Source organism: Fictibacillus nanhaiensis (assembly GCF_019801215.1).
Classification (GTDB): Bacteria; Bacillota; Bacilli; order Bacillales; family Fictibacillaceae; genus Fictibacillus; species Fictibacillus nanhaiensis_C.
Window position 1 is genome coordinate 101,396 of the sequence record NZ_JAHVJO010000003.1, and the last position, 22,778, is coordinate 124,173.

Below are 22,778 nucleotides of genomic sequence, written 5' to 3' on the forward strand. Positions count from 1 at the left end.
AAAAACTGCCCTCTCTTTTCGAGACAGCAGTTTTATTACAATTATTGTAGTTCGTTTGCGAATTTACCTGGAATTAGTTTAAGGTCTTCGTGAATTGTGTTTAATTTTTCTTCGAAAGCCGCGAACAATTCGTCAGCTTCAGTCGCTTTTGCTTCGTCTTCTAAACCAGCAACTCTTGCTTCATAAGACTTTTTCAGTTCTTCTAAAGCACCTTTAATAGTTGCTTGGTTTTCTTCTGACAAGTCAGTTGGAACTTCAACAGAAGGAATTTCAGCTACCGCTTTTTCTCCAGCCGCTTTTGCATCAGCTTTCAACTGATCAAGCTCTGCTTGAGGAAGTGCTTTGTCTCCTTCTTTTTCTAATCCTGCAGCATACGCATTGAATGCAGCATGATATTGACGAAGTTGTTGCATCAGTTCTCCTTCAAATGTTAAAAGAGTAACCTTTTCATTGCTGCCCTCTTCTTTTTTATCTGTAGTTGCTGCTGGTTTTGTTTCTTCTTTTGGCTCTGCTTCTTCTTTGCTGCAACCTACGCTAAGTGCCAGAACCGCTGCTGCTGTTAGTGCTAAGAATTTTTTCATCGAGAAAGCCCCCATATATTTCTATTTTTTGGAACTTTCTCATTTTAATACTTTTTCTTAATATTGTAAATAAAAAATCATTATTTCTTATGAATTGAGGAAAAATTAATGCTTAAGCCTTAATATGATTGAATTATCAGACTATATGAATTTCTATTACAATCTATTGCTTTTATAATAAAAGCTATATCCCTATTTTTAATTATTCACCTTATTAACTGTTTTTTCGTGATTGAGCAGCCACTCTTTTCTCCATAAGCCTCCCGCATACCCTGTCAAAGTTCCATTGGAACCAATAATTCTATGACACGGAATCACGATACTTAATCGATTCCTTCCATTTGCGTTCCCTACTGCTCTATCCGCTTTTTCTTTTTGAAGGCTGTTTGCAATATCCCGATAAGAAGCGGTATGGGCGTAAGGAACAGTAACGAGTGCAGCCCAAACTTCCTGCTGAAAAGGAGTCCCCTTATATTCAAATGGAAATGTGAATGTATGACGCTCTCCTTTAAAGTATTGATGAAGCTGATGACAACAATCTTTCAGAACGTCAGGAGCATTCGATCCATGCTCAAGAACCGTTTCTCTATCACTGAACATGATTGATGTCACCACTTCCTTGTTTCCAACGACCTCAATAACCCCTATAGGAGATAGATAATCGAGTGTGTACTGTTCATTCATACAATGACCTCCAAAGATAAAAAGTAGCGTACGCTTCCCATCCACTCCAATTGCTCGCCATTTTCTTAATCTCGTCTAAATCCGGTTTAACGTCTAATCCTAACTGAGCTTTTAACGCAAGATGTAAGCCAACATCTGTCATGGGAAAGGCCGATTGTGTTAGCAAACATTTCATCATCACGTAATGGGCAGTCCATGGTCCAATCCCTTTTATATTTACGAGCACTTCCTGTTGTAGTTCGGCATCTAATTCGATTAGTAATTGCTTGGATAATTTCCCCGTTGCGATTGCTCTTGCAGTACCTATTACATACTCAGCTTTTCGAGTTGTAAATTGAAGCTTCCTCAAAGCATCTACTTCTAGAAGTGCTATCGCTTCAAACGTGGGGTACAACCAAAAGGTATCTCCTTCAATATCAATTTTTTCTCCAAAATGTTCAACGAACCGCTTTTTTAATGTATAGGCAAAACTTAAATTGATCTGCTGACCCATAATTGCCCATGTCAGCGCCTCAAATAAGTCTGGAATGCCAATGATACGCAAGCCATCATATTTTGTTATCAATGATTGTAAAACGGTATCCTTAGATGCCATTTCATAAAAGCCTGAAAGATCTCGTTCGAGGTCAAACCAATTACAAATATAGTGAACTACTTCTTCTTTTATCAACCAAGTTGGTTCTCCCATTGGAAACTCAATGGTCATTCTATGATTCTTCCAGCCTATTTTTAATAAGATGAGCTCATTCATTATTTTCACAAGTTTAAATAGCTGCTGGTTTTGAATGCGATGGAGTACTTCTTGATTAGAACGTCCAAGAAAAACTAGACATTCCCGAAAGCTAAATTCTTTAGGTGGTACTATTTCAATCAACGTTCCTTGATCTCTCCATTGCATGGGTAGACTCCTTTGAATTTCGGTATTCATTTGGTGAACACCCTATTACATTACGGAATGCTTTGTAAAAATTAGAAGAACTATGAAATCCCACTTCATAACAGATTTCGAGATTGGTTTGTTTTGTATGTTTCAACAAAAAGGCCGCTTTATCAATACGTATATTCTCTATATATTCTCGAGGCGTTTTCTTCATCTCCTCTTTAAATAACCGCTCCAAATAAAACGCACTTACACCAACATGATCGGCAATATCTTGTAATACGATTTTCTTGTCATGATGATTGATGAGATAGGCTGCGGCTTTTCTTACTAGATTCGTATGGGGATTGTGTTCAACTTCTGGCTGACACCTTTTGCAAGCACGGTATCCAGCGGTTACGCATTCTGATATTGTCTCGTAAAATTCCACATTGATTTTTTTAGGTTTGCGCGAACGGCAGGATGGACGGCAATAAATTTTTGTCGTTTTCACAGCGGTATAGAACAATCCATCATATGAACGGTCACATTCCATAATTTTATTCCACTTTTCTTCAAACGACATATTGACGATTTTCACTTCACATCCCCCGTTTCTTTTTTCTTTATTTTATCAAGGTTTTTCACCTAAATCGTCCTCAATCTTGCTGTTATGGTCAAGATGAATTAAAAAAAGACAGTCGATTGACTGCCTTATTTAGAGTATTACTTTATAAGAGCGACTCTTTTTGCGGACTTCTTTCCTTTATACTGAAAAAGAATGATCGCTGCAATGACAAACGAGCTGACTCCAAACCCAATGACCATTTTTTCAAACCCAATCGTATCCAAAAATAAACCTGTTAATAGCATCAAGACTTGGAAGATGATATTATCAACCATTCCCTTGATAGAGAAAAACCGGCCATGATACTCAGATGGGACGTCGGTTTGGAAGATGGTTGTCACCACTGGAAAAAGTGTTCCCGCAGCAAGACCAAACAAGCCAAATGATAAAATGGACATGATTGGATGATCGGCTAGAAATAAGGAAGTATGTGCAGTTGCAATAATAAACGTGATGGCAACCATGTAAGACAATTTCGGATCATCACGAAAGAACCTTTTGGATAAAAACGTTCCAATAAATACACAAATTCCTTCTGTTGTATACAAAATCCCCTTAATTCCCGGATTATCCTGGAACTCGCTGATCTCGATCACCATTAAGTTGAATCCCGACAAAAAGAGATAGGCAGGTATTAACAAAAAGATACCGTAAACCACTTTTGACTGTTTTCTTACAATCGGATACAGCTCGCCAAGTGTTCGGAAGAAGCTTTCCTTTTTTCCGCTTTTGTCTGCCTCTTTTGGTTTTTCCTCAACGTTTAAAAAGAACGTGGAGATTAATAGAATGATATAAGAGATAAGCGTTGCTGTGTATACAGCGAATAGCGACATGCCAACAAGCATCACACCGCCCAATGCAGTCCCTACGATGCGAGAGGCTGTAAAGATATTCATGTTCACACCGTTCGCATCCAGGAGCTCTTCTTTTTTCACGATTAAAGGAAGCATCGTCTGCATGGCAGGCTGTGAGAAGGTACCGGATATCCCGATTACTAACGTATATACGACCATCCACCAAACATTGTTAGTAGCGATTGCTATGTACATGAAAAACACGGCTATGCATCTGGCAAACCCAGCATAAATCAGTATTTTTTTCTTATTGTTTCGATCAATGATTCTTCCAGCCATTGGTGCTAAAAAGATTCCCACTAAAAAACCTGCGAGAATAATAAGTGCTTGTAAAAAAGATGATTCTACATTTTTTTGCAGAAACTCAAGGTTTCCGATGATTCCTACCCACAACCCTGTACTTGATACGGCCAGGCCAAACATCAAAATTAAAAAATTCCGGTTTCTCCACATGTTTTCTTTCCCCTCTCAGTAACCGAAAAAATACTATAAATAGATGAGTAAGTTCATAAGTGCATTAAAAGTTCACGATCCACTTTATCCATATTTCCAATGTCTTCTATAGTATCCCATAATAGTATTCGTGTTGTTTCATCATTTTCTATAAAAGGACGTAAACCTTTTATTTGGGCAACATAAACAGGATTGTATTTAATTAAGCTAGTGTCTACATTTTTAACTTTCATAAGCCCTTTCAAGGTAAGACCTTCAACTTGCTGACCCGTTTCTTCATATAGTTCTCTTATTGCGCAATCTTTTGACGTTTCATCAGGCTCTCTTTTTCCTGCAGGAATTTCCCATTGCTTTCTCCATCTGTTATAACAAAGCAGGTATTTCTCTTCACATTGTAAAACAGCATATGAACCGGCAATAGGGCGGAAAAATGGCAAGTCTTTTTCATCAAGAAGAATAAGATCAAGGAATTGAAAGTTCATCTTCTCACCTCACCATAGTGATTATACCATTATTATACAAAAGGGTATCTCCCTCCAACCTCTGTTATAATGACTAAAGTAGATTGTGGAAAGGGGTACGTTATGAAACAACTGATTCTCGCTGAGAAGCCGAGTGTGGCGCGTGAACTTGCCCGTGTACTCGGATGTAAGCAGCAAAATAAAAGTTATATCGAAGGACCGAAGCATATCGTAACTTGGGCGCTCGGCCATCTTGTAGAATTGAAAATGCCTGAAGACTATGACAAACAATATCAGCAGTGGCGACTGGAAGATCTGCCCATCATCCCAAAACATATGGGGCTAAAAATTATCCGTCAAGTAAGTCACCAGTTTCGGGCCATCGAACAGCTTGCCAAAAGAAAAGATCTTACAGAGCTCGTTATCGCGACAGATGCAGGACGAGAAGGGGAGCTTGTTGCTCGTTGGATCATGGAAAAAGTGAAGTGGCAAAAACCGGTGAAACGCCTTTGGATCTCCTCTCAAACAAATAAAGCGATTCGTGATGGATTTAACCAGCTTAAACCTGCTAAGCAGTATGACAATCTGTATCAGTCTGCTGTATGCCGTTCTGAAGCAGATTGGCTGATCGGTTTAAATGTGACACGTGCCCTCACGACGAAATACAATGATCCCCTATCGGCAGGACGAGTGCAAACGCCGACACTCGCCATGATTTTAGAGCGTGAACAAGAGATCAACTCGTTTCAGCCAAAGAACTTTTGGACGATTGACGGCACATTTGGTTTGTTAAAAGCTTCTTGGGAAAGAAACGGTGAAAAGCGCATTTTTGATGAAAAAACCGCCCAAGACATCGTAAATAAAGTAAAGGGCCAAACAGCAACCGTTGATTCTCTTCAAAAGAAAGAAAAAACAGAAGCTCATCCGATGCCGTACGACCTTACTGAACTGCAGCGTGATGCGAACCGCCGTTTTGGTTTTTCTGCTAAAAAAACATCCTCTGTGCTGCAAAAACTTTACGAACAATACAAGCTTGTCACCTATCCAAGAACAGATTCCCGATACTTAACAAAGGATATGGAAAACACGATGTATGACCGCCTTCAAGGCATGTCAGCGGGATACCGTGAAGAGGTACAGCCTCTTTTGAAACAAAAAGGAAATGTGGTAGCAAAAAAAGTCTTTAACGATGCAAAAGTAACTGATCACCATGCCATTATACCGACGGATGAGCCGCTTCACCTTAGCGATTTAGACAATGATGAGCGTAAACTCTATGATTTAATTGCACGCCGTTTTCTTGCGCTCTTCTATCCCGCTTTTACGTCTGAAACGTTAACAGCTACTCTTAAAGTCGGTGGGGAAACATTTACCGCTCGGGAAACGCTCGTGCTTAATCCAGGCTTTAAAGTGCTGTCTGGAAAAGAAGAAGAAACACCAAGAGCACTTTCCAGCTTAAAAGAAGGGCAAACGTTATCTGTGAAAGATGTTTCTTCAGAAAAAAAACTGACAGAACCACCTGCTCGCTTTACGGAAGCTGATCTTCTTTCTCGAATGGAAAAATACAGCTTAGGAACTCCAGCAACGCGTGCGGATATCATTGAACGCTTATTAGGATCAGAAGTGCTCGACAGAAAGAACAACAAACTGCATCCTACACCAAAAGGAAAGCAGCTTATCGACCTTGTGAACGACGAATTAAAGTCACCTGAACTGACAGCCAAGTGGGAGCAAGAACTTGAAGCCATTGCACGTGGCAACGGAAATCCGAAAGAGTTTCTAGAAAATATCCGAAAGCAAACGAAGCAGCTCGTGATGGAAATCAAGACGAGCTCTCAAGAATACCGCGCCCATAATTTAACGGGTTCAAAATGTCCGGAATGCGGAAAGCTTTTAAAGGAAATAAAAGGACGTGACGGCAAAGTGCTCGTTTGCTCTGACCGTGAATGCTCTTATCGCCGCAGGAAGGATCCGAAGCTTTCTAACCGCCGCTGTCCTCAATGTAAGAAAAAGATGGAACTGCATAACGGAAAAGCGGGTACGTACTTCCAATGCAAGCCATGTAACGTGGTAGAAAAAGCGGACGCTACAAAAAAGAAAGTAAACAAACGGGAAGAGCGGCAACTGATGAAAAAATACAGTGCCAACAACAACAATTCTGACGAGGGCTTTGGCAACAGCTTAGCTGATGCATTAAAAGCTGCGATGAAGGATAAAAAGTAAAACCACTCAATAAGGCTGATCAAACAAAAATCCTGTTTGTCAGCCTTTTTTATATCTTCTTTGGAGCATTTGCCATAAAAGCAGCAACAAAACCAACGATAGGAAAGATTAACATAGCCAGGATGATTTCGTTATAACCACCAAAATAATCATATGCTAAGCCAAATGGCAAAGGTCCAAAAGCGGATCCTAAAACCATAGCAGTCATGGAGACGCCTCTGATGCTTCCCAGATGCTTTCTTCCAAAATAATTTGCCCAAATAATGTTTAACGTTATCTGCTCAATTCCTCCAACAATTCCCCATAACACTCCAAAAGAGATTAAGGCTGGAGAAGAATAGCTGTTAAACAATAGAAGAATAAATGCCCCTTGACCTAGAAATGACAGAGCCAGCATACGATTTGCTTGTATTCTTTCTAACACAAAGCCTGATGCAAAAGATATCGGAAAACCCATAATAGCCATCAAACTTAATACGAGTGCCGCCGAAGTCGTTTCAAATCCTCTTTCTGACAAGATGGAGATAAGGTGAAACGTAAACCCTGTATTTACTAGTGCAGGAATACTCGCACACATTAAGACTAACCAAAAGGCTTTTGTTTTCATGGCTTCTTGAAGGGTCCAATTCGTTTCTAAAGATACATGGCTGCCTTCAGTTTCAACAGCCTTTCTTGGTGCATGATCTGGATACAATCCTAGATCTTCTGGTTTATTCCTGATAACAGCAAAGGCCAATGGAACAAAGATGAATAATAGCATGGCACCAAGTACTCGCCAGCTTGTCTGCCACCCAAACTGTTCCACCATCCAAGCGTTAACAGGAGGGAAAGCTGCTGACCCAATAAAGCCGCCTATGGCCATAAAACTTAAAGCTCTACCTCTTTTTACAATAAACCATTGAGGAATTAAGGTGTTCGGTATTAATGTCATAGATCCTTGACCTAGGATACGAAGAAAGAAAAAGCCAATAAAAAGGGCTATGGGACCTGCAATCGTACTGTTCCAGAAACAGGTTAACGCTAAAAGAGTGCCAATGATTACTGCCATCTTTCTTTGCCCATATCTGTCAATCCAAATACCTATAAAAGAAAGCAATAATCCAGCCAGTAAAGTGGCTACAGAATAAAGACCTGAAACGAGTGAACGGCTCCAGCCAAAATCACGAATATAAGCATCAATAAAAACGGATATTGAATACGTTTGGCCAGGTCCTGAAAAGAAAAGACCAAGTGCTCCAATAAAGACAATATACCATCCATAGTATATGGGACTGTTCGTTTTGATTTGTTTTTGGTTTGTATGTAAGTACAACCTATCACCTTCTAACGGAGTAATTCATAAGTAACCAGCCCTTTTTTTCCAAATCATATCCATTATAAAGGAAAGATTGACTGACCTAAAGAAGTGTGGGTACTCAAAAAGAAAAAAGCAGACCAGCGTCTGCTTTTGAAATGTTGCTTTATTGGATATTCTGCAATTTTTTCTTCATTTGCTTTTCATGTGCTTTTCCATGTGCCTGGTTTCGATCTTCTTCCACTTCAGCTGACACCTTTACCCCTTCTGCTACCATTGCAGATGAAACCTGTTTTAATCCTGTCTGATCCTTGTGGTAGACAAAGGAAGCCCGTGTTGAAATTGCAGCTCCTGGTGAAGTGACAAAAGGAAGAACCCTAAAATCTGCACGCCATTCGTCTGGCTTAACGGTACACCGGACATAACCACGGTAATCGTTAAAGAATTTGATATGCGGGTTTAACTCTATTATTCGATCCGTATCCGCTCTCTTGTCTGCACCATTTCCACCAGATGTAATCGAAGTTCCTACCAATTCTGCTCCGATGACTTTTGAATCTGGGTCATCATAATCAGCCTTTAAGTCGCATGCCCAGCTTGCGTGAACATCTCCTGTTAACACCATTACATTATTCATGTTTCTAGATTGAACAAAGTCAGTAATCCGTTGTCTTGACGATGTATACCCGTCCCACGCATCCATGCTGAATTTTGGCGATGTACTTGTTCCATAATTGCGTTGAGCAAAAAACACTTGCTGTGCGAGGACATTCCAGTGTGTTTTTGAGTCCCCTAGATTTCTAAGCAGCCAAGCTTCCTGTTCTTTTCCTGTTAACGTACGATTAGGATCCTGGGATTCATCTGACGGTGGTTTACTTCCATCTCCATTTGCTTGGTCATCCCGGTATTGACGGGTATCCAATACATTGAAAGTTGCTAAATTTCCATACGTGAAGTCACGGTATAACAGCATGTCCGCTCCATTTGGCAGTGAAGATCGTCGTAATGGCATATGCTCATAATAGGCTTGATAGGCAGCTGCTCGACGCTTAACAAAAGCTTCGACAGACTGACCTTTTTCAGGAATCATGTTGGCATAATTGTTTTCCACTTCATGATCATCCCATGTTACCACCCACGGAAACGCAGCATGAGCAGATTTTAGATTAGCATCCGAACGATATTGGGCATGACGATTACGATAGTCTTGAAGTGTGATAATCTCAGGACCGCTATGTGTACGAACGTTGCCTGAACCTGATACATATTCATTTGGTCCATATTCATAGATGTAGTCACCAAGGTGAAACACCAGGTCCAAGTCTTCTTCTGCCATATGCTGATAAGCAGTGTAGTACCCATGTTCATACTGCTGACAAGAGGCAAACGCAAATGTCATGCTGGAAACCTCTTCACCCTTTAAAGGAAGTGTCTTTGTTCTTCCGATCGGGCTTAGTTCGTGTCCGCTCTTAAAGCGATAATAGTACACTTTGTTTGGCTTAAGGCCGTCTACCTCTACATGGACGGAATGTGCAAGGTTCGGCTGCGCTAAAGTCTTACCGCTTTTAATCACTTTCTTAAAGTTCTCATCTCTTGCAATCTCCCATTTTACAGGTACCGCTTGGTCTGGCATACCTCCACCGTTTAGAGGGTCTGGTGCTAGTCTTGTCCACAATACAACACTGTCTGACAATGGATCACCTGAAGCAACACCAAGTGTAAATGGATAACTGCCAAACCTAGGTGCAGCATTTACTTCAAATGCACCTACTGACTGCGCAATCGTCAGTCCTAGGGAAAGTCCTGCAATTTTACCTGCACCTGATAAAAATTTCCTTCGATCTAATTTTTTCGTCTCAAAACTTTCTTCCGTTAATTTCTTAATCCATTCATCCATCGGTCTTTCATCTCTCATGATGTTACCCCTTTCAAAATGAATATTTTAACAACACTCATTATAGATAGAGATTGTTAAGAAACGATTTCGATTTATAAAGGAGAAAACACGCAGCAAGATAAAATCCAGGACCTTTTTATTACCATTTTTCAATGAATTGACATAATGATAATCATTCACGTCGTAAAAATCAAAAACAGCTTCCATCTTTTATCCTAATTTTCTTATACTATTTTTTACAAAGTTTTATTATTAGTGTAAATCCTATACTAAGTTCCAATTATGCGTACAAACAAAACCCACCTCCATACAGAGGTGGGGAATTGGTTTAATAAGCTCTCTTTAATTCTTCATTAATTCTGTTTTCAGGTTTTGTCTTGCCCGGTACAGTCTGGATTTTACAGCAGCTCTTGATATATGGAGTTTGCAGGCAATCTCTTCTTCTTTCATCCCTTCATCGTATTTCATGATAAAGATATGGCGTTCTTGCGGTTTCAGATTCCTGACCTCTGCTATGATTTCCTGTTCACTGAAACGCTCCGTTTCCTTTTTTTGATAGCAGGTCACGCACCAATTATTCTCTGTCTGGTTGTAGGCATTATAGTCCGTAAGTGTTTCGTTAGCTCTTTTCCCTTTTCTCATAAAATCTATAGCTGTGTGAGAAGCAATGGATGATAGCCACGGTCCCATCTTGTTTGGATCAAGAACCGAATCTAGTTTTTTATACGCTTTAATAAACGTTTCTTGAATAATATCCTCTGTAAGGTGAACATCCCTGCTAATTTTAAAAGCAATGGTATACACTCTCTTATAAAACATTTGATAGATTGTTGTAAAATCCAATAATTCTAAATGAAGGCTGCTTGTTGGCACGCGGTTCTTCTCCCTCCTTTACTTTAGCTGCTGTTTTACAAATTCGGGTACAAACGGTTCTGTAAAATGACCTACTTCTGTATAACTTCCATTTTTATAATAAAGGGCTAATGTATACTCTCCTTTATCTCCATGGCTGTAATTGCTCAATACTTTCTCAAGATCGTCTTTCTCAGTAACTTTTATTGCATCTCCTTGCTGTATCTTTTCATCAACCCATTGTTCATCTACTTCTTGTGTCATTGGGTCTCTTTCCACCTTCGTCTCTTTAAATATAACGGCATAACGCAGATCATCCCCAGTAACAATAGCATCCTTAAGCATATCTTTAGATTTCAACAAGTCTTTAAGTTTTTGATAACTTGGTTTGAATTCGAGTTGAACCATTTTTTTATGAACAGACACCTCTATAAAAGAAAGAGAGGCGCGCTCTGTTGTCATATCTTCAAATGTTTGATTTTGCATATCTGCTTGAATCACTTCAATGATTTCAGAAACTTCTTTCGGATCAGAAACAGTCAACATTTTAGAGATACGACCAGAAGGCTGGAACCGTATTAAGTCTACATCTGGGCCGTCAACCGTTAATAGTGGGTAATTATGTTCTTTATATTCCATTGATTCATAAATAGGCTTTAAGTAAGAGCTGTATGACTGTTTAGATGCTACTTTAAATTCACGTACTTGCTTGCTGCCGTCTTTAAGTTCATAAAGAATAAAAATCTGTTCATTCGCGTTTTTCGGAATTTTTTCCGAGATTAATTGTTGATGAAGATCATGTACGGCTTGTATATTTTCTGGATCTGAATAACTCTTTTTCTTATTCACAAAAAAGGTTAAGTCATCTTCCCTTGCTTCGTACTCATAATGATTATCACCTATATAAAAACTTTGAATTTCCTCTATTTCTGGCAATCTACTTTCATAGCCTGTTATATCGAATTGGAAAAGTAAAAAGAAAATGGCTGTTGTCGCAGCATATATGCCAAACCCTCTTATATTCTTGAATACTCTCCATGTTTTTTCCACAATCATTTGAGCTACGAAAAATCCGATTAATGAACCGATTGCGTAACCGAACAATATCCATAAAAAGTGGTGCTCGGTTTCTCCAAAATACACTCCTCCAAAAAGCATCATGCAAAATGTTGTCCCATAGATAAAGACTGGCTTAAGTTGTGGAAAACCAAGAGCTTGTGAAACCATTTCAATTTTGCGGAGCTTGTAAAGCTGTAAGGCAAATATATACAGAAGAATACTTAAAAGAAAATAGATTAGGATTTCGATAGACTCCATTGTATTGTTCGTTAATCGATCCACAATTGTAAACGGCGAGTATTTCTCAAACTGTTTATTTAAATAATAATCACCAGGAAAACCGTGCAATAGAAACGATAAATTAAACGCAATCAAAACACTAATGCCGAGGGGAAAAATCAGTAATATGAATGAAAATAGCCCCTGGATAGCCGATATCCCTGTTATCATGCCAACGAATACGGTCGCCAAAAAGGTAAACACTGTCATGACCACCGTAATTAACACCCATTCTCCCAGTTGGATTAAAGTAAAATAATTCTCTGTGTTCAGTGAGCTATACAAGATCAAAAGAATGATACTGACCATGATTATAGGGACTATTAAAATGAGAACGCCCATACTTACAAAATGATTGTATAAATTTAAGCGTTTTATCGGTAAGCTGTGCATAAAATCAGCAGCGTTCTTTACATGCAAATAACGAAACAAGAATATGGCGAGAAGAATGGGTATTCCGAACATAAGAAAAACTTGAATCTCTAATTGATAATCAAATAAATTGGAAGGAGATTGATAATAATCTTCATTTACACTTGTATAATTCATCAACATCCTTAGTGGAATTGCAAAGACCAACCCTAAAAAGTAGACGATTCCAAGCCATCCTGTATTTCTAAGACTCTGTTTAATTATTTCTCTATTAAACCAAGATGTTTTTGATGGCATATCCCACACCCCCCATTTCATAAATAAAGATCTCTTCTAGAGTTAGAGGCAATATATCGAAAATGTCGGGTTCAAACGTTTTAAAATGCATCATAACGTCGGCTTGATTTCCTCTTACGATACACAATAAAACACTTCCTCGTTCTTCTTTAAATAAAAGATCAACATTATCAAAGAGCTTGTTCGGCACGTTCTTTTTAAAAGCAACCTGAACTTTATGAACATCGGACTTTAAGTCGTCCAAATCTTTTTCAAGGATAATTGAGCCTTTATGCAAAATCCCGATGTGATCGCAAATATCCTCTACTTCCCGCAGGTTGTGAGAAGAAATCAGCACCGTCATTTCTCTTTCCGCAACATCTTGAACGAGCAGGTTTTTAACTTTTTTTCTCATAACCGGATCTAATCCATCTAACGGCTCATCCAACACTAGAATTTCAGGCATTGCAGACATCGCGAGCCAAAAAGCAACCTGCCTCTGCATCCCTTTCGATAATTTATGGATTTTTTTATCTATGTCAATCTCAAAGACATCACTTAATCTTTGGAATCGCTCTTCATTCCACTGTGTATAGATATTTCTATAGAACTCTGCCATTTGTCTAATCGTATATTGCGGAAAGAAATATAAGGTGTCTGGCAAGAAAACAACTTTATCTTTTATTTGTATCTGTTCAAATACCGGACTGTCATCAATGAACACATGGCCTTTGTCTTGAGTTAAGATGCCGCTAATAATTTTTAGAAGAGTCGTTTTTCCCGCTCCATTTGATCCAAGCAGCCCATAAATCGAGCCTTTATCTATTGAGAAATGGACTTCCTTTAATACGGATTGATTCTCAAAACGTTTGCTTACATTTTTAACGTTAATCAATCGAACTGCCTCCCCCTAAAGATGATTCAATATCAGAAATGATTGTTTCCAGTTCATTTGAAGTAACCCCCAAATACATGGCTTCTGTTAATAATCTGATTAGTTCTTTCTTTACTTTTTCCAGCTTTTCCGTATTTACAGATTTGACCGTTGCATTGACAAAACTGCCTTTTCCTTTAATGGAATAAATGTATCCTTGTGTTTCTAGTTCTCTATATGCTTTTTGTATCGTATTAGGATTAATCGTTAACTGCTGGGCAAGTGTTCTTACGGATGGTAGCTGCTCATCTACTTTTAATACGTCATTCATAATTAGCTCCTTTAGCTTATCAACAAGCTGTTCATAGATCGGCTTTCGGCTTCGAACGTCTAAGTCGAACATTTACACCCTCCCATCTCAACAATCTGTATTTACTGTATTATTATTATTAGTACAGTTTTGATTATATACCATATATGTATAATGTGGAACTTTTTTCAAAAAAAAAAAAACAACTCTATAGAGTTGCTATCCTTCAATAACGTTTTCTTTATTTTTCTTCAAGGTTACAGCTACTGTCGTTCCTTTTCCGGAAATGCTTTCTACCTTTAAGCTTCCCTCATGCTCCGTAATAATTTTATTGCTAATAGTAAGGCCTAGACCAATTCCTTTTTCTTTATTCGTAAAAAACGGGACACCGATACTTTTCAAACGTTCTTTTTCAATACCGACACCAGTATCGGCAAAAAGCAGTTTTACTGTATTATCCTCCATTTCTTCAATGGCAATTGATAATACACCACCTTGGCTCATTGCCTCAATTGCGTTTTTTATAATGTTAATAAATACTTGCTTGATCTGATTCTTTTCACATGACACGAATACATTCTTTTCCTTAAACAACAAACGAATTTCTACATTATATAAGTTGGCTTCTGAAGAAAGGAGCATCACGGTATCTTGAAGCAGTTGAACTAGATTCACTTCATTTTCATAATGCATGGCATCCGGTTTCGCCAGTGCCATAAATTCGTTCACAATGTGCTCAATCCTGTTCAATTCTTCATAAATAACTTCATGATAAAAATGGTGTTTTTCATTGTCGATCTCCCCATTTTTTAACAGGGTAAACAATCCTTTAATAGAGGTAAGAGGATTGCGGATTTCGTGTGCCACACCTGCTGCCAGTTCTCCAACTACCGCTAACTTTTCACTATTCCGAATGTATTCTTCTGATACTCTCTTTTCAGTAATGTCACGTGAAATAAAAACGAGACCTTCAACTTCGCCCGCTTCAGTAAACATCGGCATTCCTTTTCCTTCAAGGTACACAGCATGACCTGACGCATGTATTTTACGATAAACGTGTGGAGGGGGCTTTTCTGAGTCACAAATTAATTTAAGATATTGCCGTACGGAAGCATGATCTTCAGGATGGATAAAGTTGAACACGGAATGACCCATAATCGATTTCGGATCGATTCCCAAAATGTCACTATAGGAACGGGAAGCGAAAAGATATTCTCCATGAGGATTCACTAAACAAATAAGATCATTACTATGTTCAAGGATAATTCTGTGTTTGTATTCGCTTTTCTTTAATGCACGTTCTGCTATTTTGCGCTTTGTTATTTCTCTAGACGCAACAATCGCATATCGATATGAATGATCTTCATTTACTGGAGTTCCCTGTGACTCGAGCCAAATGTAAGAACCATCCTTTTTCCTATACCGATACTCGACCGTTAATGGAATTTGCTCGCTAATCATTCGCATAAACTTGGAAATTACATAAGGTTGGTCTTCCGGGTGAACGAGTTCAAAAGGTGATCTTCCAACTGCTTCTAGCTGCGAGTATCCTGTCACCCATTCATAGGAAGGCGTCAGGAACGTAAAAACACCCTGATCATTAACGATTCCAACAATATCAATCATATTTTCGGTTATAAGCTTTAAATGATTTAATGTTTCCATTTTCTCATTTTTTTGTTTGGTAATATCTCGAATAAACATTTGAGTAGCATTAGATGAAAACATTAGCGGAATTCCAATCACTTCTAATAGTACATGGTTTCCTTTTTGGGTAATCCATGTCTGTTCAATGGGTAATTGTACAATACCATTGTTACAAGACTTTATTCTTTCTTCTACAATCCCATGTAATTCTGAAGGAAGATTGTCCCAGATTGGCTTTCCGATGATGTCTTCTTCCACTTCTAATATCTTTTTAGCTGCAGGGTTTAAATAGATCCATTTGCGGTCTTCCTGGACAAGAAAAGGAGTCTCAGAATGTTCAACTTGTATATCATATCTTTTAATTTGATTAATGAGTTCGTCTGCTGTATTTAGATGACCATCTGGAAATTTCATATCCACCCTCCAACGTTTATCATTTTTTCAAGAGACGTTAGTCTACTTATTTAAATTATAAACATACGTGGTTTTATTAATAAAGAAATTTTTGTTTATTTATTCTGTATGTTAAAAAAATTCACATAGAGTAAAACTAAAGGGAATCATTTATTACATGAGGGAGTTTTAGCTTTTTTTCGAAAATACGTTTGCTTTGTTCGAAGGAAAGATGTGCATGTTTAAGCGCCGTTCTTCTATCTTTGTTCGTTTGACTAGCCACTATAATTTGATCATGATTGATATAAAGCATGCTTATAATGACGGTAGTTTTGTGAGGATATTGAAAGATATCAATATCTATTAACTCGCCTCCTTTTATTACTCGAAAAAAACGGTACCGCGGGGAACTCTTCATCTCCTCCAACCCCTTTTCATTTTTTCAAGCATGATGTGTTATTCATAAAAGTTTTATTAATTATACAATAATAGAATGAGTAAAAATTGTCAATATATTCTGTCAATTTAAGTCGATTTCCTGGGGAATAAGTAGTGGATTTTGTAATTATATAGAAGATAGTTAAGAAATAACGGGGAAAATGACCTGTCTTTTACTAGTTTTTCATACGGAAGTATTCTTTCTTTTCTTTTCTTCGATTCGTCTAATACAAAGACGAGTATTTCCTCTTTCCTAAAGCTATCTTTCACCTTGTTCTAATTTACGAAATAGAGCAGTCATCTTTGATGACACTGAAAAAATCTACTATTATAATGTTTAGTGGGGTAATCTCCGCTACTGGTACTCGTTTTGTTGGTTGGCTCAAAATTATCAAAAACGAATGCCCTTTTTACCCACGTTTGGAGTGTATTTATGACTTATGCAAAAGAAAAAGGTTTGGAGCACTATCGATTCAAATCAGATGGTAAAGAACATGTAAAAGCTGTGTACCCTATCCAAAACGCAAATAGGTACCACAGCCGTCTAAATGGCTGTATTAGAAGATTCAATGGCGTGGCGAGTAAGTACCTCGACCACGTTTCTATTCTCCACCTAATCAGACATCGGAATGACAATAGAACTGTAAGTAATTATCGTGGATAGTTGCCTGTTCCCGACGGGTGCTGAGGATTGCCTTTGTATCCATGCTTTTCAATAAGGAACAAAAGAGAGTTGGAGGGGCTAAAACATGTACATAAGTAAAATCAGCCAATTAAAGCGAGTGAATGAAGTTAGAAATCCTAGGAATATCGTGTTTTTTGATTTTGACGAGACTTATTTCCCTCATGAAATTGATTCATATCGATATGAAAAGCTTAGTGAATTAGAGGACTATTTGTTACAAAAAGCAGAGGAAAAGCAACTGGTTTTTGGATGGGTCACAGGTAGCAGTATTGAATCGGTTATCAATAAAATGGAGAAAGGAAGACTTACATTATTGCCTCATTTTATAGCAAGCAACTTAGGTACTGAAATAACTTATTTTTACGACAATTGTTTTAATAAAGAAGACTCCACTTGGGAAAAAATGTTAAACGATAAGGAGTTCTCATCTTCCGTAGTCGAAAGTATCGTGAACGTACTGTATAAAGAGCACGGAATTATGTTAGAAGGACAAACTAATTTAGGTGGTTCTAAGTATAAGAAAAACTTCTATTACCGAGAGGAAAGCCCCTCAATAGATGTGCTAAACTTAGAAACAATAAGAAGGTTAGCAAACAATAAAGGCATATTAGTGAATATAAACAAATGTAATCCTATGGCTGGCGATCCTGAAGATTGTTATGATATTGATTTCATCCCCTTAGGAACTGGTAAGGATAAAATAGTAGAATTTATGCTTAATAAGTATCAAGTTACCAAGAATAATGCGTACGCTTTTGGAGACAGTGGCAATGATTTGCTAATGCTCAATTCAGTGGAAAATGGATTCTTAGTAGAAAATGCTACTGTAGAAGCTAAATCCAAGCATAGTAAAATTTCGCTTGGGAGTTATTCTGAAGGAATATTAAACACATTGCACTCTTTAAATCAGAATTAATGGAGAGTTTAAATATAAAGAAAATCGGAATTGTAGGTGTCTATTACATTTTTTTATGAAAATGTTTTATTCCATTAATGAAGGGAACCCAATCGTAGGGTTCCCTTTCTTATCAACAATAAGCTTAACATAGCTTTCCATTTTGACTGTTTTTTCATTATGCTTCTTTTTCAACTAAGCTTTGTTCTTGTTCTTGTGGTGTATCCGTTTGTTCTTGAAGTGCTTTTTTAGACACTTCAATTTTTTTCACTTGATGTCCATCAATTTCAATGACTTTAAAATCATAACCTTCATAGGTAATGACTTCTTGTTCCTGAATTTCAGAATTCTGAGACAGAACCCAGCCGCCAATTGTATCCAGCTCACTGTCGTCCATGGAAAGCCCGTAAATATCATTAACCTCTGAAATCAGTACTTTACCATCAAGATGCTTTACATTTGGACCGATTGCTTGAATCATTGGTGACTCATCATCATCAAATTCATCACGAATTTCTCCAACCAACTCTTCCAAAATATCTTCAATTGTAACAATACCTGCTGTACCACCATATTCATCAACAAGTACAGCCATATGAAAACCTTTTTTCTGGAGCTTTAACAATGTTTCTTTAATTGGTGTATTTTCAAAAACATTAAGTGTTGGGCGAATGTAGTGGTCAAGAGGGAACTCTTTACCTTTAATCAAATCAAAAAAGATCTCCTTAGCATTCACCATACCTAGTACATGATCTTTATCTTCACCCACAACGGGGTAGCGTGTATATTTTTCTTCAGCAATGATATCGATGTTTTCTTGCATTGTATTATCAACATACATACAAACCATTTCTGTACGAGGGACCATAATCTCTTTTGCAGTTCGGTCATCAAATTCGAAAACCTTTTCTACATAACTAAATTCTGATTTATTGATCTCACCGCTTTTATAGCTTTCACTTAAAATTAAACGCAATTCTTCCTCTGTGTGTGCCATATCATGTTCTGATGCTGGTTTCAGCCCGAACAGTCTTACTAAGAGCTGAGCACTTCCGTTTAAGAACCAGATAAAAGGATACATCACTTTGTAAAAAGCAATTAATGCAGGTGATAGCAATAAGCTTATTGATTCAGCTTTTTGAATAGCAACCGTTTTGGGTGCCAGTTCACCAAGAACCACATGTAAAAAAGTAATGGACGAAAATGCAATAGCAAATGACAACGTGTGAACAATTGCAGGACTTAATTCCATGCTTTCAAAGATAGGACCGAGTAGTGCTTCTACCGTCGGTTCACCTAACCAACCTAATCCAAGGGCTGTAATCGTTATTCCCAACTGACAGGCAGATAATGATCCATCAAGGTTTTCGATAACCTTTTGTGCAGCGATTGCCCGTTTGTTTCCTTCCTCAGCTAGCTGGTCAATACGTGACTTCCGGATTTTAACGATAGCAAACTCTGCTGCAACGAAAAAAGCGGTTAATAGAATCAAAATTCCTACTGCAAATAATTTCAATAAGGTCAAACTGTCCAAAAAGACTCCTTATACCCCGATGTATTCTGGGATATAAGTTGTCACCTCCTAGGTTTTATAAATTTTATTAATTTAGAAAAGTATATCATAAAATACAAGAACTTACTGATAAAACAACTTCCACTTCTTTTACATCCTCAAAAAAATAGTAGTGATATTTCCATTTCACATTTTATCATGATATATTTACGTTGATTTCTTTGTTGAAAGGTGACCTTGCATATGGATTTTAAAGAATTTTTGATTTATGTTTTTTTAGGAATGGTTCAAGGATTTACTGAACCGATTCCCATCTCGTCGAGTGGACATCTTGTTATTGTTCAGCATTTTATGGGGATCCAAGTAAAGGATCTAAATTTTGAGGTTTTGGTGAACTTTGCTTCGTTGCTGGCTGTCCTGCTCGTTTATAAAGAAGATCTGTACAAGCTTGTAAAAAACACGTTCTCTTTTTTACTAACACGAAAAAAGGAATACAAAACGGACTTTCTGTTTTCTGTATACCTTATTTTAGCGACCATTCCTGTTGCTGTGCTGGGTATTTTGTTCGAAGATTTAATTGGGACAAAATTAAAAGGCATTCAGCAAGTTGGTTTCGCACTCCTTGCTACAGCAGTTGCTTTGTATTTAATACGAAATCTAAAAGGCTATAAAGGAGACAAACGTTTAACTGTAAAAGATGCAGTTGTTGTTGGTTTCGCACAAGCCGTAGCTTTAATTCCAGGCATCAGCCGTTCAGGTGCTACCATCGTAGCTTGTATGGCACTCGGTATGAAGCAAGATACTGCATTACGTTTCTCTTTCTTCTTATATATCCCTGTTAGTCTAGGAACTTTTATTATGTCAGCTGGTGATCTTGCGAGTGCAGATAATTTCCGAACTATGCTGCTTCCTTATATAGGAGCGTTCATAGCCTCGCTGGTTTTTTCCTATTTTTCATTGAAATGGTTTATGGGGATCATGAAACGAGGAAATCTTGGTTATTTCGCTTTATATTGTCTACTAGCTGGAGTGTTCATCGTCTTTTATTTTTAAAAAAAGAGTGCTTGAGAAACTTCTCTCAAGCACTTTTATTTTGTGAATGTATAGCGGTAAAGTGAGATATCATCCGCATAAATTTCTTCTACTAGCTTAACTGCCTGTTTATCATATAGACTCTCATAACTAGGCAAGGGTTTTACGTTATTCAGATCTTTTAGTTGGATAATTGTATTTTGGTGCTGTCCCATAATCTTCATATGATGGTTATGATGATGCGGTGACTCTTTAAACAACGAAAGAGGTGACTTCGTCAAACGATATCTTCTTTCAATGTTATTTATGGAAGCTTGAAATGACTCTAGTCGAATGTACCGGTTTATGGCCGTTTTTTCTCCAGATACCGATTGTTTATAAAGGTGTAGATCAGGCTGTACATCTTCTGTAAAAACCTCTTTTACTAAGTTTAGAAATTGAATAAAAGATAGTCCAGATTCCGCTAAATGTTTACGATTCATTCCTAAGAAATGAGGGTTTTTGATAACGGCATAAAAGGAACTGACCGCACGTTTATACGGATTACGGATAAGTTTAATGTATTCTTTTTTTGAATGTAAAATGTTCGTAGCGAAAGAGGGATGGTTTCGATTTGCCTGAAATACTTCTAACCGATATTTATGCACCCATGGACTGTATTCCAGCGCTTTCTCTAAATGACCTATATGATAGAAAAACCATTTCATGAGGCTAGTACAACCACTTTTAGGGGTCCAAAATAAGACAACCGGAAAATTCTCATGATACAGCGGGGGAGTTTTCTTAATTAGTTGTTCAACAACTTGTTTGTTTGAAAGCAAGGTTAACAAATCCCATCATTTTTTCTATATTACATGCGAATTCTGTATAAAATGTGAATCTGAATCCACCCTCTGTTCTTCTCCTTCTGTTAAAAAACTTTTCCATAAAAATGTATGCATCCACCCTGCCAAATGTACAAGCTATTTCTGCTAAACGACGTATTCTAATAAGTGAAAGGAGTTGATCATCATGCCTATCATTTCTTTCGGAGCAAGCGTTCCTACTAATGGAAGTCAATCACTGAATCGTGTGATTCCTAACACACCAAAAGCTATACGTGTAGCTGAATTTGGCCTAAGTGTCCCTCGGCCACAAGCAAAGGTACATCTTCACGCAACTATTGGCGTAACTTCCCTCGTAGTTAACCCGACTATTCTATTTCAAGTATTTCGTAATAGCCAAGTTATCTTTTCCATGCGCCACCAGACTACTGTAGCGGTTGGCGAAAGTGAAAGCGTCAGTTTTCATGCTGTAGACCTTAATCCGCCAACTGGTTATCACGCATACTATTTTACAGCGAAAGTTGAAAACCCTACACTCGGAACAAACCAAGCAAGTGAAGTTGGTCCTGTTACTTTTACTGGTTTAAATTACACGGAATAACTAAGACAGCACCTCAAATTTGGGGTGCTTTTTAATGTCTGCTTTTTAAAATATGGAAGACATATCCATATGGAAGTGGTATCTTTAGATAAATACTAATAGAAAGGATGCTGACCTTTAGTGGATTTTGTTTTAGACAACAAGTGGGCTTTTCTAATTCTTGCAGAAGTTATTTTCTGGGTATCTACTCTTTCATTTTTAATCGTGAGGTATTGGTTTAACCTAAAACGATTGAGCCTTATTTTCTTCATCCTCTTTCTCGTAAATGATCTGTGGATAGCTACAATGGGGTACTTTGATTACTTGAGGACAGGTGAATTTTCAGCGTATCAGATTATTATCTTGATCGTCATTGCATACGCTTTTCTTTACGGTAAAAGTGATTTTAGAAAGCTGGACGGATTTATTCAGCGTAAAGTGGCAAAGTGGCGCGGTTTGTCAGAGCCTGAATTGGTACATCAAGGTTCTTTACACGGAATGGAACATGCCAAGCAAGAAAGAAAAAACATGTATGCTCACTTTGTCGTTTTTTTCACCGTTCAACTTTTGTTTTTTTTCATGTTCGGCTTTTCTGATGAAGTGAGAAACATTAAAATGGATACCTTTTTTAGCGAATGGTATCAACAAGCTGAAACTTCTTTATTTTATCGAAATGATACAGCAAACAATATTACCCGCATATGGGCTCTTATCTTAATGATCGATATAGTCATTTCCCTTTCTTATACGTTGTTTCCGAAAAAAGAAAAGTTCCCTTCTCGGGCAGCATAAATAAAAAGAGTGCCACCAAAAGA

Annotated in this window: 20 protein-coding genes and 1 pseudogene; 6 read left to right on the forward strand and 15 right to left on the reverse strand. The window is 37.7% G+C overall.

Translation table 11 applies throughout. The annotated features are described in order from the left end of the window. Positions 1 to 41 precede the first annotated feature (41 nt). The 6 genes from KUV80_RS13475 to KUV80_RS13500 form a co-directional block, all read right to left on the reverse strand. The gene (locus KUV80_RS13475; RefSeq protein WP_222463266.1) at positions 42 to 581 is read right to left on the reverse strand and encodes a hypothetical protein; all 540 of its coding nucleotides are present in this window, start codon (positions 579 to 581) and stop codon (positions 42 to 44) included. Positions 582 to 779: 198 nt separating this feature from the next. After that, the gene (locus KUV80_RS13480) at positions 780 to 1,265 is read right to left on the reverse strand and encodes a methylated-DNA--[protein]-cysteine S-methyltransferase (RefSeq protein ID WP_222463267.1); all 486 of its coding nucleotides are present in this window, start codon (positions 1,263 to 1,265) and stop codon (positions 780 to 782) included. Continuing rightward, the gene (locus KUV80_RS13485; protein WP_222463268.1) at positions 1,258 to 2,163 is read right to left on the reverse strand and encodes a DNA-3-methyladenine glycosylase family protein; all 906 of its coding nucleotides are present in this window, start codon (positions 2,161 to 2,163) and stop codon (positions 1,258 to 1,260) included. The genes KUV80_RS13480 and KUV80_RS13485 overlap by 8 nt, the downstream gene beginning before the upstream one ends. Then, on the reverse strand, positions 2,132 to 2,710 hold the full coding sequence (locus KUV80_RS13490) for a bifunctional transcriptional activator/DNA repair enzyme AdaA (protein WP_222463661.1): 579 nt from the start codon (positions 2,708 to 2,710) through the stop codon (positions 2,132 to 2,134). Before KUV80_RS13490 ends, KUV80_RS13485 begins: the two co-directional genes overlap by 32 nt. Before the next feature lie 140 nt (positions 2,711 to 2,850). Continuing rightward, complete coding sequence (locus KUV80_RS13495) at positions 2,851 to 4,059, reverse strand: MFS transporter (protein WP_222463269.1); 1,209 nt, start codon at positions 4,057 to 4,059, stop codon at positions 2,851 to 2,853. Between the two features lie 53 nt (positions 4,060 to 4,112). After that, positions 4,113 to 4,541: an NUDIX domain-containing protein gene (locus tag KUV80_RS13500; protein ID WP_222463270.1), complete on the reverse strand. Its 429-nt coding sequence runs from the start codon at positions 4,539 to 4,541 to the stop codon at positions 4,113 to 4,115. Between the two features lie 102 nt (positions 4,542 to 4,643). Between KUV80_RS13500 and KUV80_RS13505 the strand changes: the two genes are divergently transcribed. After that, positions 4,644 to 6,743 (forward strand): DNA topoisomerase III, encoded by a 2,100-nt coding sequence (locus KUV80_RS13505; RefSeq protein ID WP_222463271.1) that lies wholly within the window; start codon positions 4,644 to 4,646, stop codon positions 6,741 to 6,743. Positions 6,744 to 6,792: 49 nt separating this feature from the next. Here KUV80_RS13505 and KUV80_RS13510 read toward each other — a convergent pair whose 3' ends face one another. The 7 genes from KUV80_RS13510 to KUV80_RS13540 all read right to left on the reverse strand — a co-directional run bounded on the left by KUV80_RS13510 (position 6,793) and on the right by KUV80_RS13540 (position 16,017). After that, complete coding sequence (locus KUV80_RS13510; RefSeq protein WP_222463272.1) at positions 6,793 to 8,055, reverse strand: MFS transporter; 1,263 nt, start codon at positions 8,053 to 8,055, stop codon at positions 6,793 to 6,795. A 148-nt stretch (positions 8,056 to 8,203) separates the two neighbouring features. Continuing rightward, on the reverse strand, positions 8,204 to 9,952 hold the full coding sequence (locus KUV80_RS13515) for an alkaline phosphatase D family protein (protein ID WP_222463273.1): 1,749 nt from the start codon (positions 9,950 to 9,952) through the stop codon (positions 8,204 to 8,206). Between the two features lie 324 nt (positions 9,953 to 10,276). Further along, on the reverse strand, positions 10,277 to 10,807 hold the full coding sequence (locus KUV80_RS13520) for an RNA polymerase sigma factor (RefSeq protein WP_222463274.1): 531 nt from the start codon (positions 10,805 to 10,807) through the stop codon (positions 10,277 to 10,279). Between the two features lie 18 nt (positions 10,808 to 10,825). Beyond that, positions 10,826 to 12,793: a DUF6449 domain-containing protein gene (locus tag KUV80_RS13525; RefSeq protein ID WP_222463275.1), complete on the reverse strand. Its 1,968-nt coding sequence runs from the start codon at positions 12,791 to 12,793 to the stop codon at positions 10,826 to 10,828. Further along, positions 12,768 to 13,667: an ABC transporter ATP-binding protein gene (locus tag KUV80_RS13530; RefSeq protein ID WP_222463276.1), complete on the reverse strand. Its 900-nt coding sequence runs from the start codon at positions 13,665 to 13,667 to the stop codon at positions 12,768 to 12,770. The genes KUV80_RS13525 and KUV80_RS13530 overlap by 26 nt, the downstream gene beginning before the upstream one ends. Beyond that, positions 13,660 to 14,049, reverse strand: coding sequence for a GntR family transcriptional regulator (locus KUV80_RS13535; protein ID WP_222463277.1), 390 nt, complete (start codon positions 14,047 to 14,049; stop codon positions 13,660 to 13,662). Before KUV80_RS13535 ends, KUV80_RS13530 begins: the two co-directional genes overlap by 8 nt. 126 nt (positions 14,050 to 14,175) lie before the next feature. Beyond that, positions 14,176 to 16,017, reverse strand: a complete 1,842-nt coding sequence (locus KUV80_RS13540) for a PAS domain-containing sensor histidine kinase (RefSeq protein ID WP_222463278.1) — start codon at positions 16,015 to 16,017, stop codon at positions 14,176 to 14,178. 793 nt (positions 16,018 to 16,810) lie between these two features. Between KUV80_RS13540 and KUV80_RS18625 the strand changes: the two are divergent. Next, positions 16,811 to 17,153: pseudogene (locus KUV80_RS18625) on the forward strand (hypothetical protein); the annotation flags it as partial. A gap of 30 nt (positions 17,154 to 17,183) precedes the next feature. Continuing rightward, complete coding sequence (locus tag KUV80_RS13545) at positions 17,184 to 18,035, forward strand: HAD-IIB family hydrolase (protein WP_222463279.1); 852 nt, start codon at positions 17,184 to 17,186, stop codon at positions 18,033 to 18,035. Between the two features lie 157 nt (positions 18,036 to 18,192). On the opposite strand, the gene KUV80_RS13550 is transcribed toward KUV80_RS13545, so the two are convergent. After that, positions 18,193 to 19,539: a hemolysin family protein gene (locus tag KUV80_RS13550; RefSeq protein WP_222463280.1), complete on the reverse strand. Its 1,347-nt coding sequence runs from the start codon at positions 19,537 to 19,539 to the stop codon at positions 18,193 to 18,195. Between the two features lie 231 nt (positions 19,540 to 19,770). On the opposite strand from KUV80_RS13550, the gene KUV80_RS13555 reads away from it, so the two are divergent. Next, the gene (locus KUV80_RS13555) at positions 19,771 to 20,580 is read left to right on the forward strand and encodes an undecaprenyl-diphosphate phosphatase (protein WP_222463281.1); all 810 of its coding nucleotides are present in this window, start codon (positions 19,771 to 19,773) and stop codon (positions 20,578 to 20,580) included. A 35-nt stretch (positions 20,581 to 20,615) separates the two neighbouring features. Here the strand turns inward: KUV80_RS13555 and KUV80_RS13560 are convergent, their stop codons facing one another. Further along, on the reverse strand, positions 20,616 to 21,389 hold the full coding sequence (locus KUV80_RS13560; RefSeq protein WP_338083501.1) for a sulfotransferase family 2 domain-containing protein: 774 nt from the start codon (positions 21,387 to 21,389) through the stop codon (positions 20,616 to 20,618). A 181-nt stretch (positions 21,390 to 21,570) separates the two neighbouring features. On the opposite strand from KUV80_RS13560, the gene KUV80_RS13565 reads away from it, so the two are divergent. Both KUV80_RS13565 and KUV80_RS13570 read left to right on the forward strand, forming a co-directional pair. Continuing rightward, a complete protein-coding gene (locus KUV80_RS13565) occupies positions 21,571 to 21,984 on the forward strand; it encodes a hypothetical protein (RefSeq protein ID WP_222463283.1) in 414 nt (137 codons plus the stop codon). Between the two features lie 120 nt (positions 21,985 to 22,104). Beyond that, on the forward strand, positions 22,105 to 22,755 hold the full coding sequence (locus tag KUV80_RS13570; RefSeq protein ID WP_222463284.1) for a hypothetical protein: 651 nt from the start codon (positions 22,105 to 22,107) through the stop codon (positions 22,753 to 22,755). The last annotated feature ends 23 nt before the right edge of the window (positions 22,756 to 22,778 follow it).

Bases quoted from the DNA above. Each gene is read 5' to 3' on its own strand.
- KUV80_RS13475 (WP_222463266.1), bottom strand. From the start codon at position 581: ATGAAAAAATTCTTAGCACTAACAGCAGCAGCGGTTCTGGCACTTAGC.
- KUV80_RS13480 (WP_222463267.1), bottom strand. From the start codon at position 1,265: ATGAATGAACAGTACACACTCGATTATCTATCTCCTATAGGGGTTATT.
- KUV80_RS13500 (WP_222463270.1), bottom strand. From the start codon at position 4,541: ATGAACTTTCAATTCCTTGATCTTATTCTTCTTGATGAAAAAGACTTG.
- KUV80_RS13485 (WP_222463268.1), bottom strand. From the start codon at position 2,163: ATGCAATGGAGAGATCAAGGAACGTTGATTGAAATAGTACCACCTAAA.
- KUV80_RS13565 (WP_222463283.1), top strand. From the start codon at position 21,571: ATGCCTATCATTTCTTTCGGAGCAAGCGTTCCTACTAATGGAAGTCAA.
- KUV80_RS13535 (WP_222463277.1), bottom strand. From the start codon at position 14,049: ATGTTCGACTTAGACGTTCGAAGCCGAAAGCCGATCTATGAACAGCTT.
- KUV80_RS13555 (WP_222463281.1), top strand. From the start codon at position 19,771: ATGGATTTTAAAGAATTTTTGATTTATGTTTTTTTAGGAATGGTTCAA.
- KUV80_RS13505 (WP_222463271.1), top strand. From the start codon at position 4,644: ATGAAACAACTGATTCTCGCTGAGAAGCCGAGTGTGGCGCGTGAACTT.
- KUV80_RS13540 (WP_222463278.1), bottom strand. From the start codon at position 16,017: ATGAAATTTCCAGATGGTCATCTAAATACAGCAGACGAACTCATTAAT.
- KUV80_RS13515 (WP_222463273.1), bottom strand. From the start codon at position 9,952: ATGAGAGATGAAAGACCGATGGATGAATGGATTAAGAAATTAACGGAA.
- KUV80_RS13490 (WP_222463661.1), bottom strand. From the start codon at position 2,710: ATGTCGTTTGAAGAAAAGTGGAATAAAATTATGGAATGTGACCGTTCA.
- KUV80_RS13495 (WP_222463269.1), bottom strand. From the start codon at position 4,059: ATGTGGAGAAACCGGAATTTTTTAATTTTGATGTTTGGCCTGGCCGTA.
- KUV80_RS13525 (WP_222463275.1), bottom strand. From the start codon at position 12,793: ATGCCATCAAAAACATCTTGGTTTAATAGAGAAATAATTAAACAGAGT.
- KUV80_RS13545 (WP_222463279.1), top strand. From the start codon at position 17,184: ATGTACATAAGTAAAATCAGCCAATTAAAGCGAGTGAATGAAGTTAGA.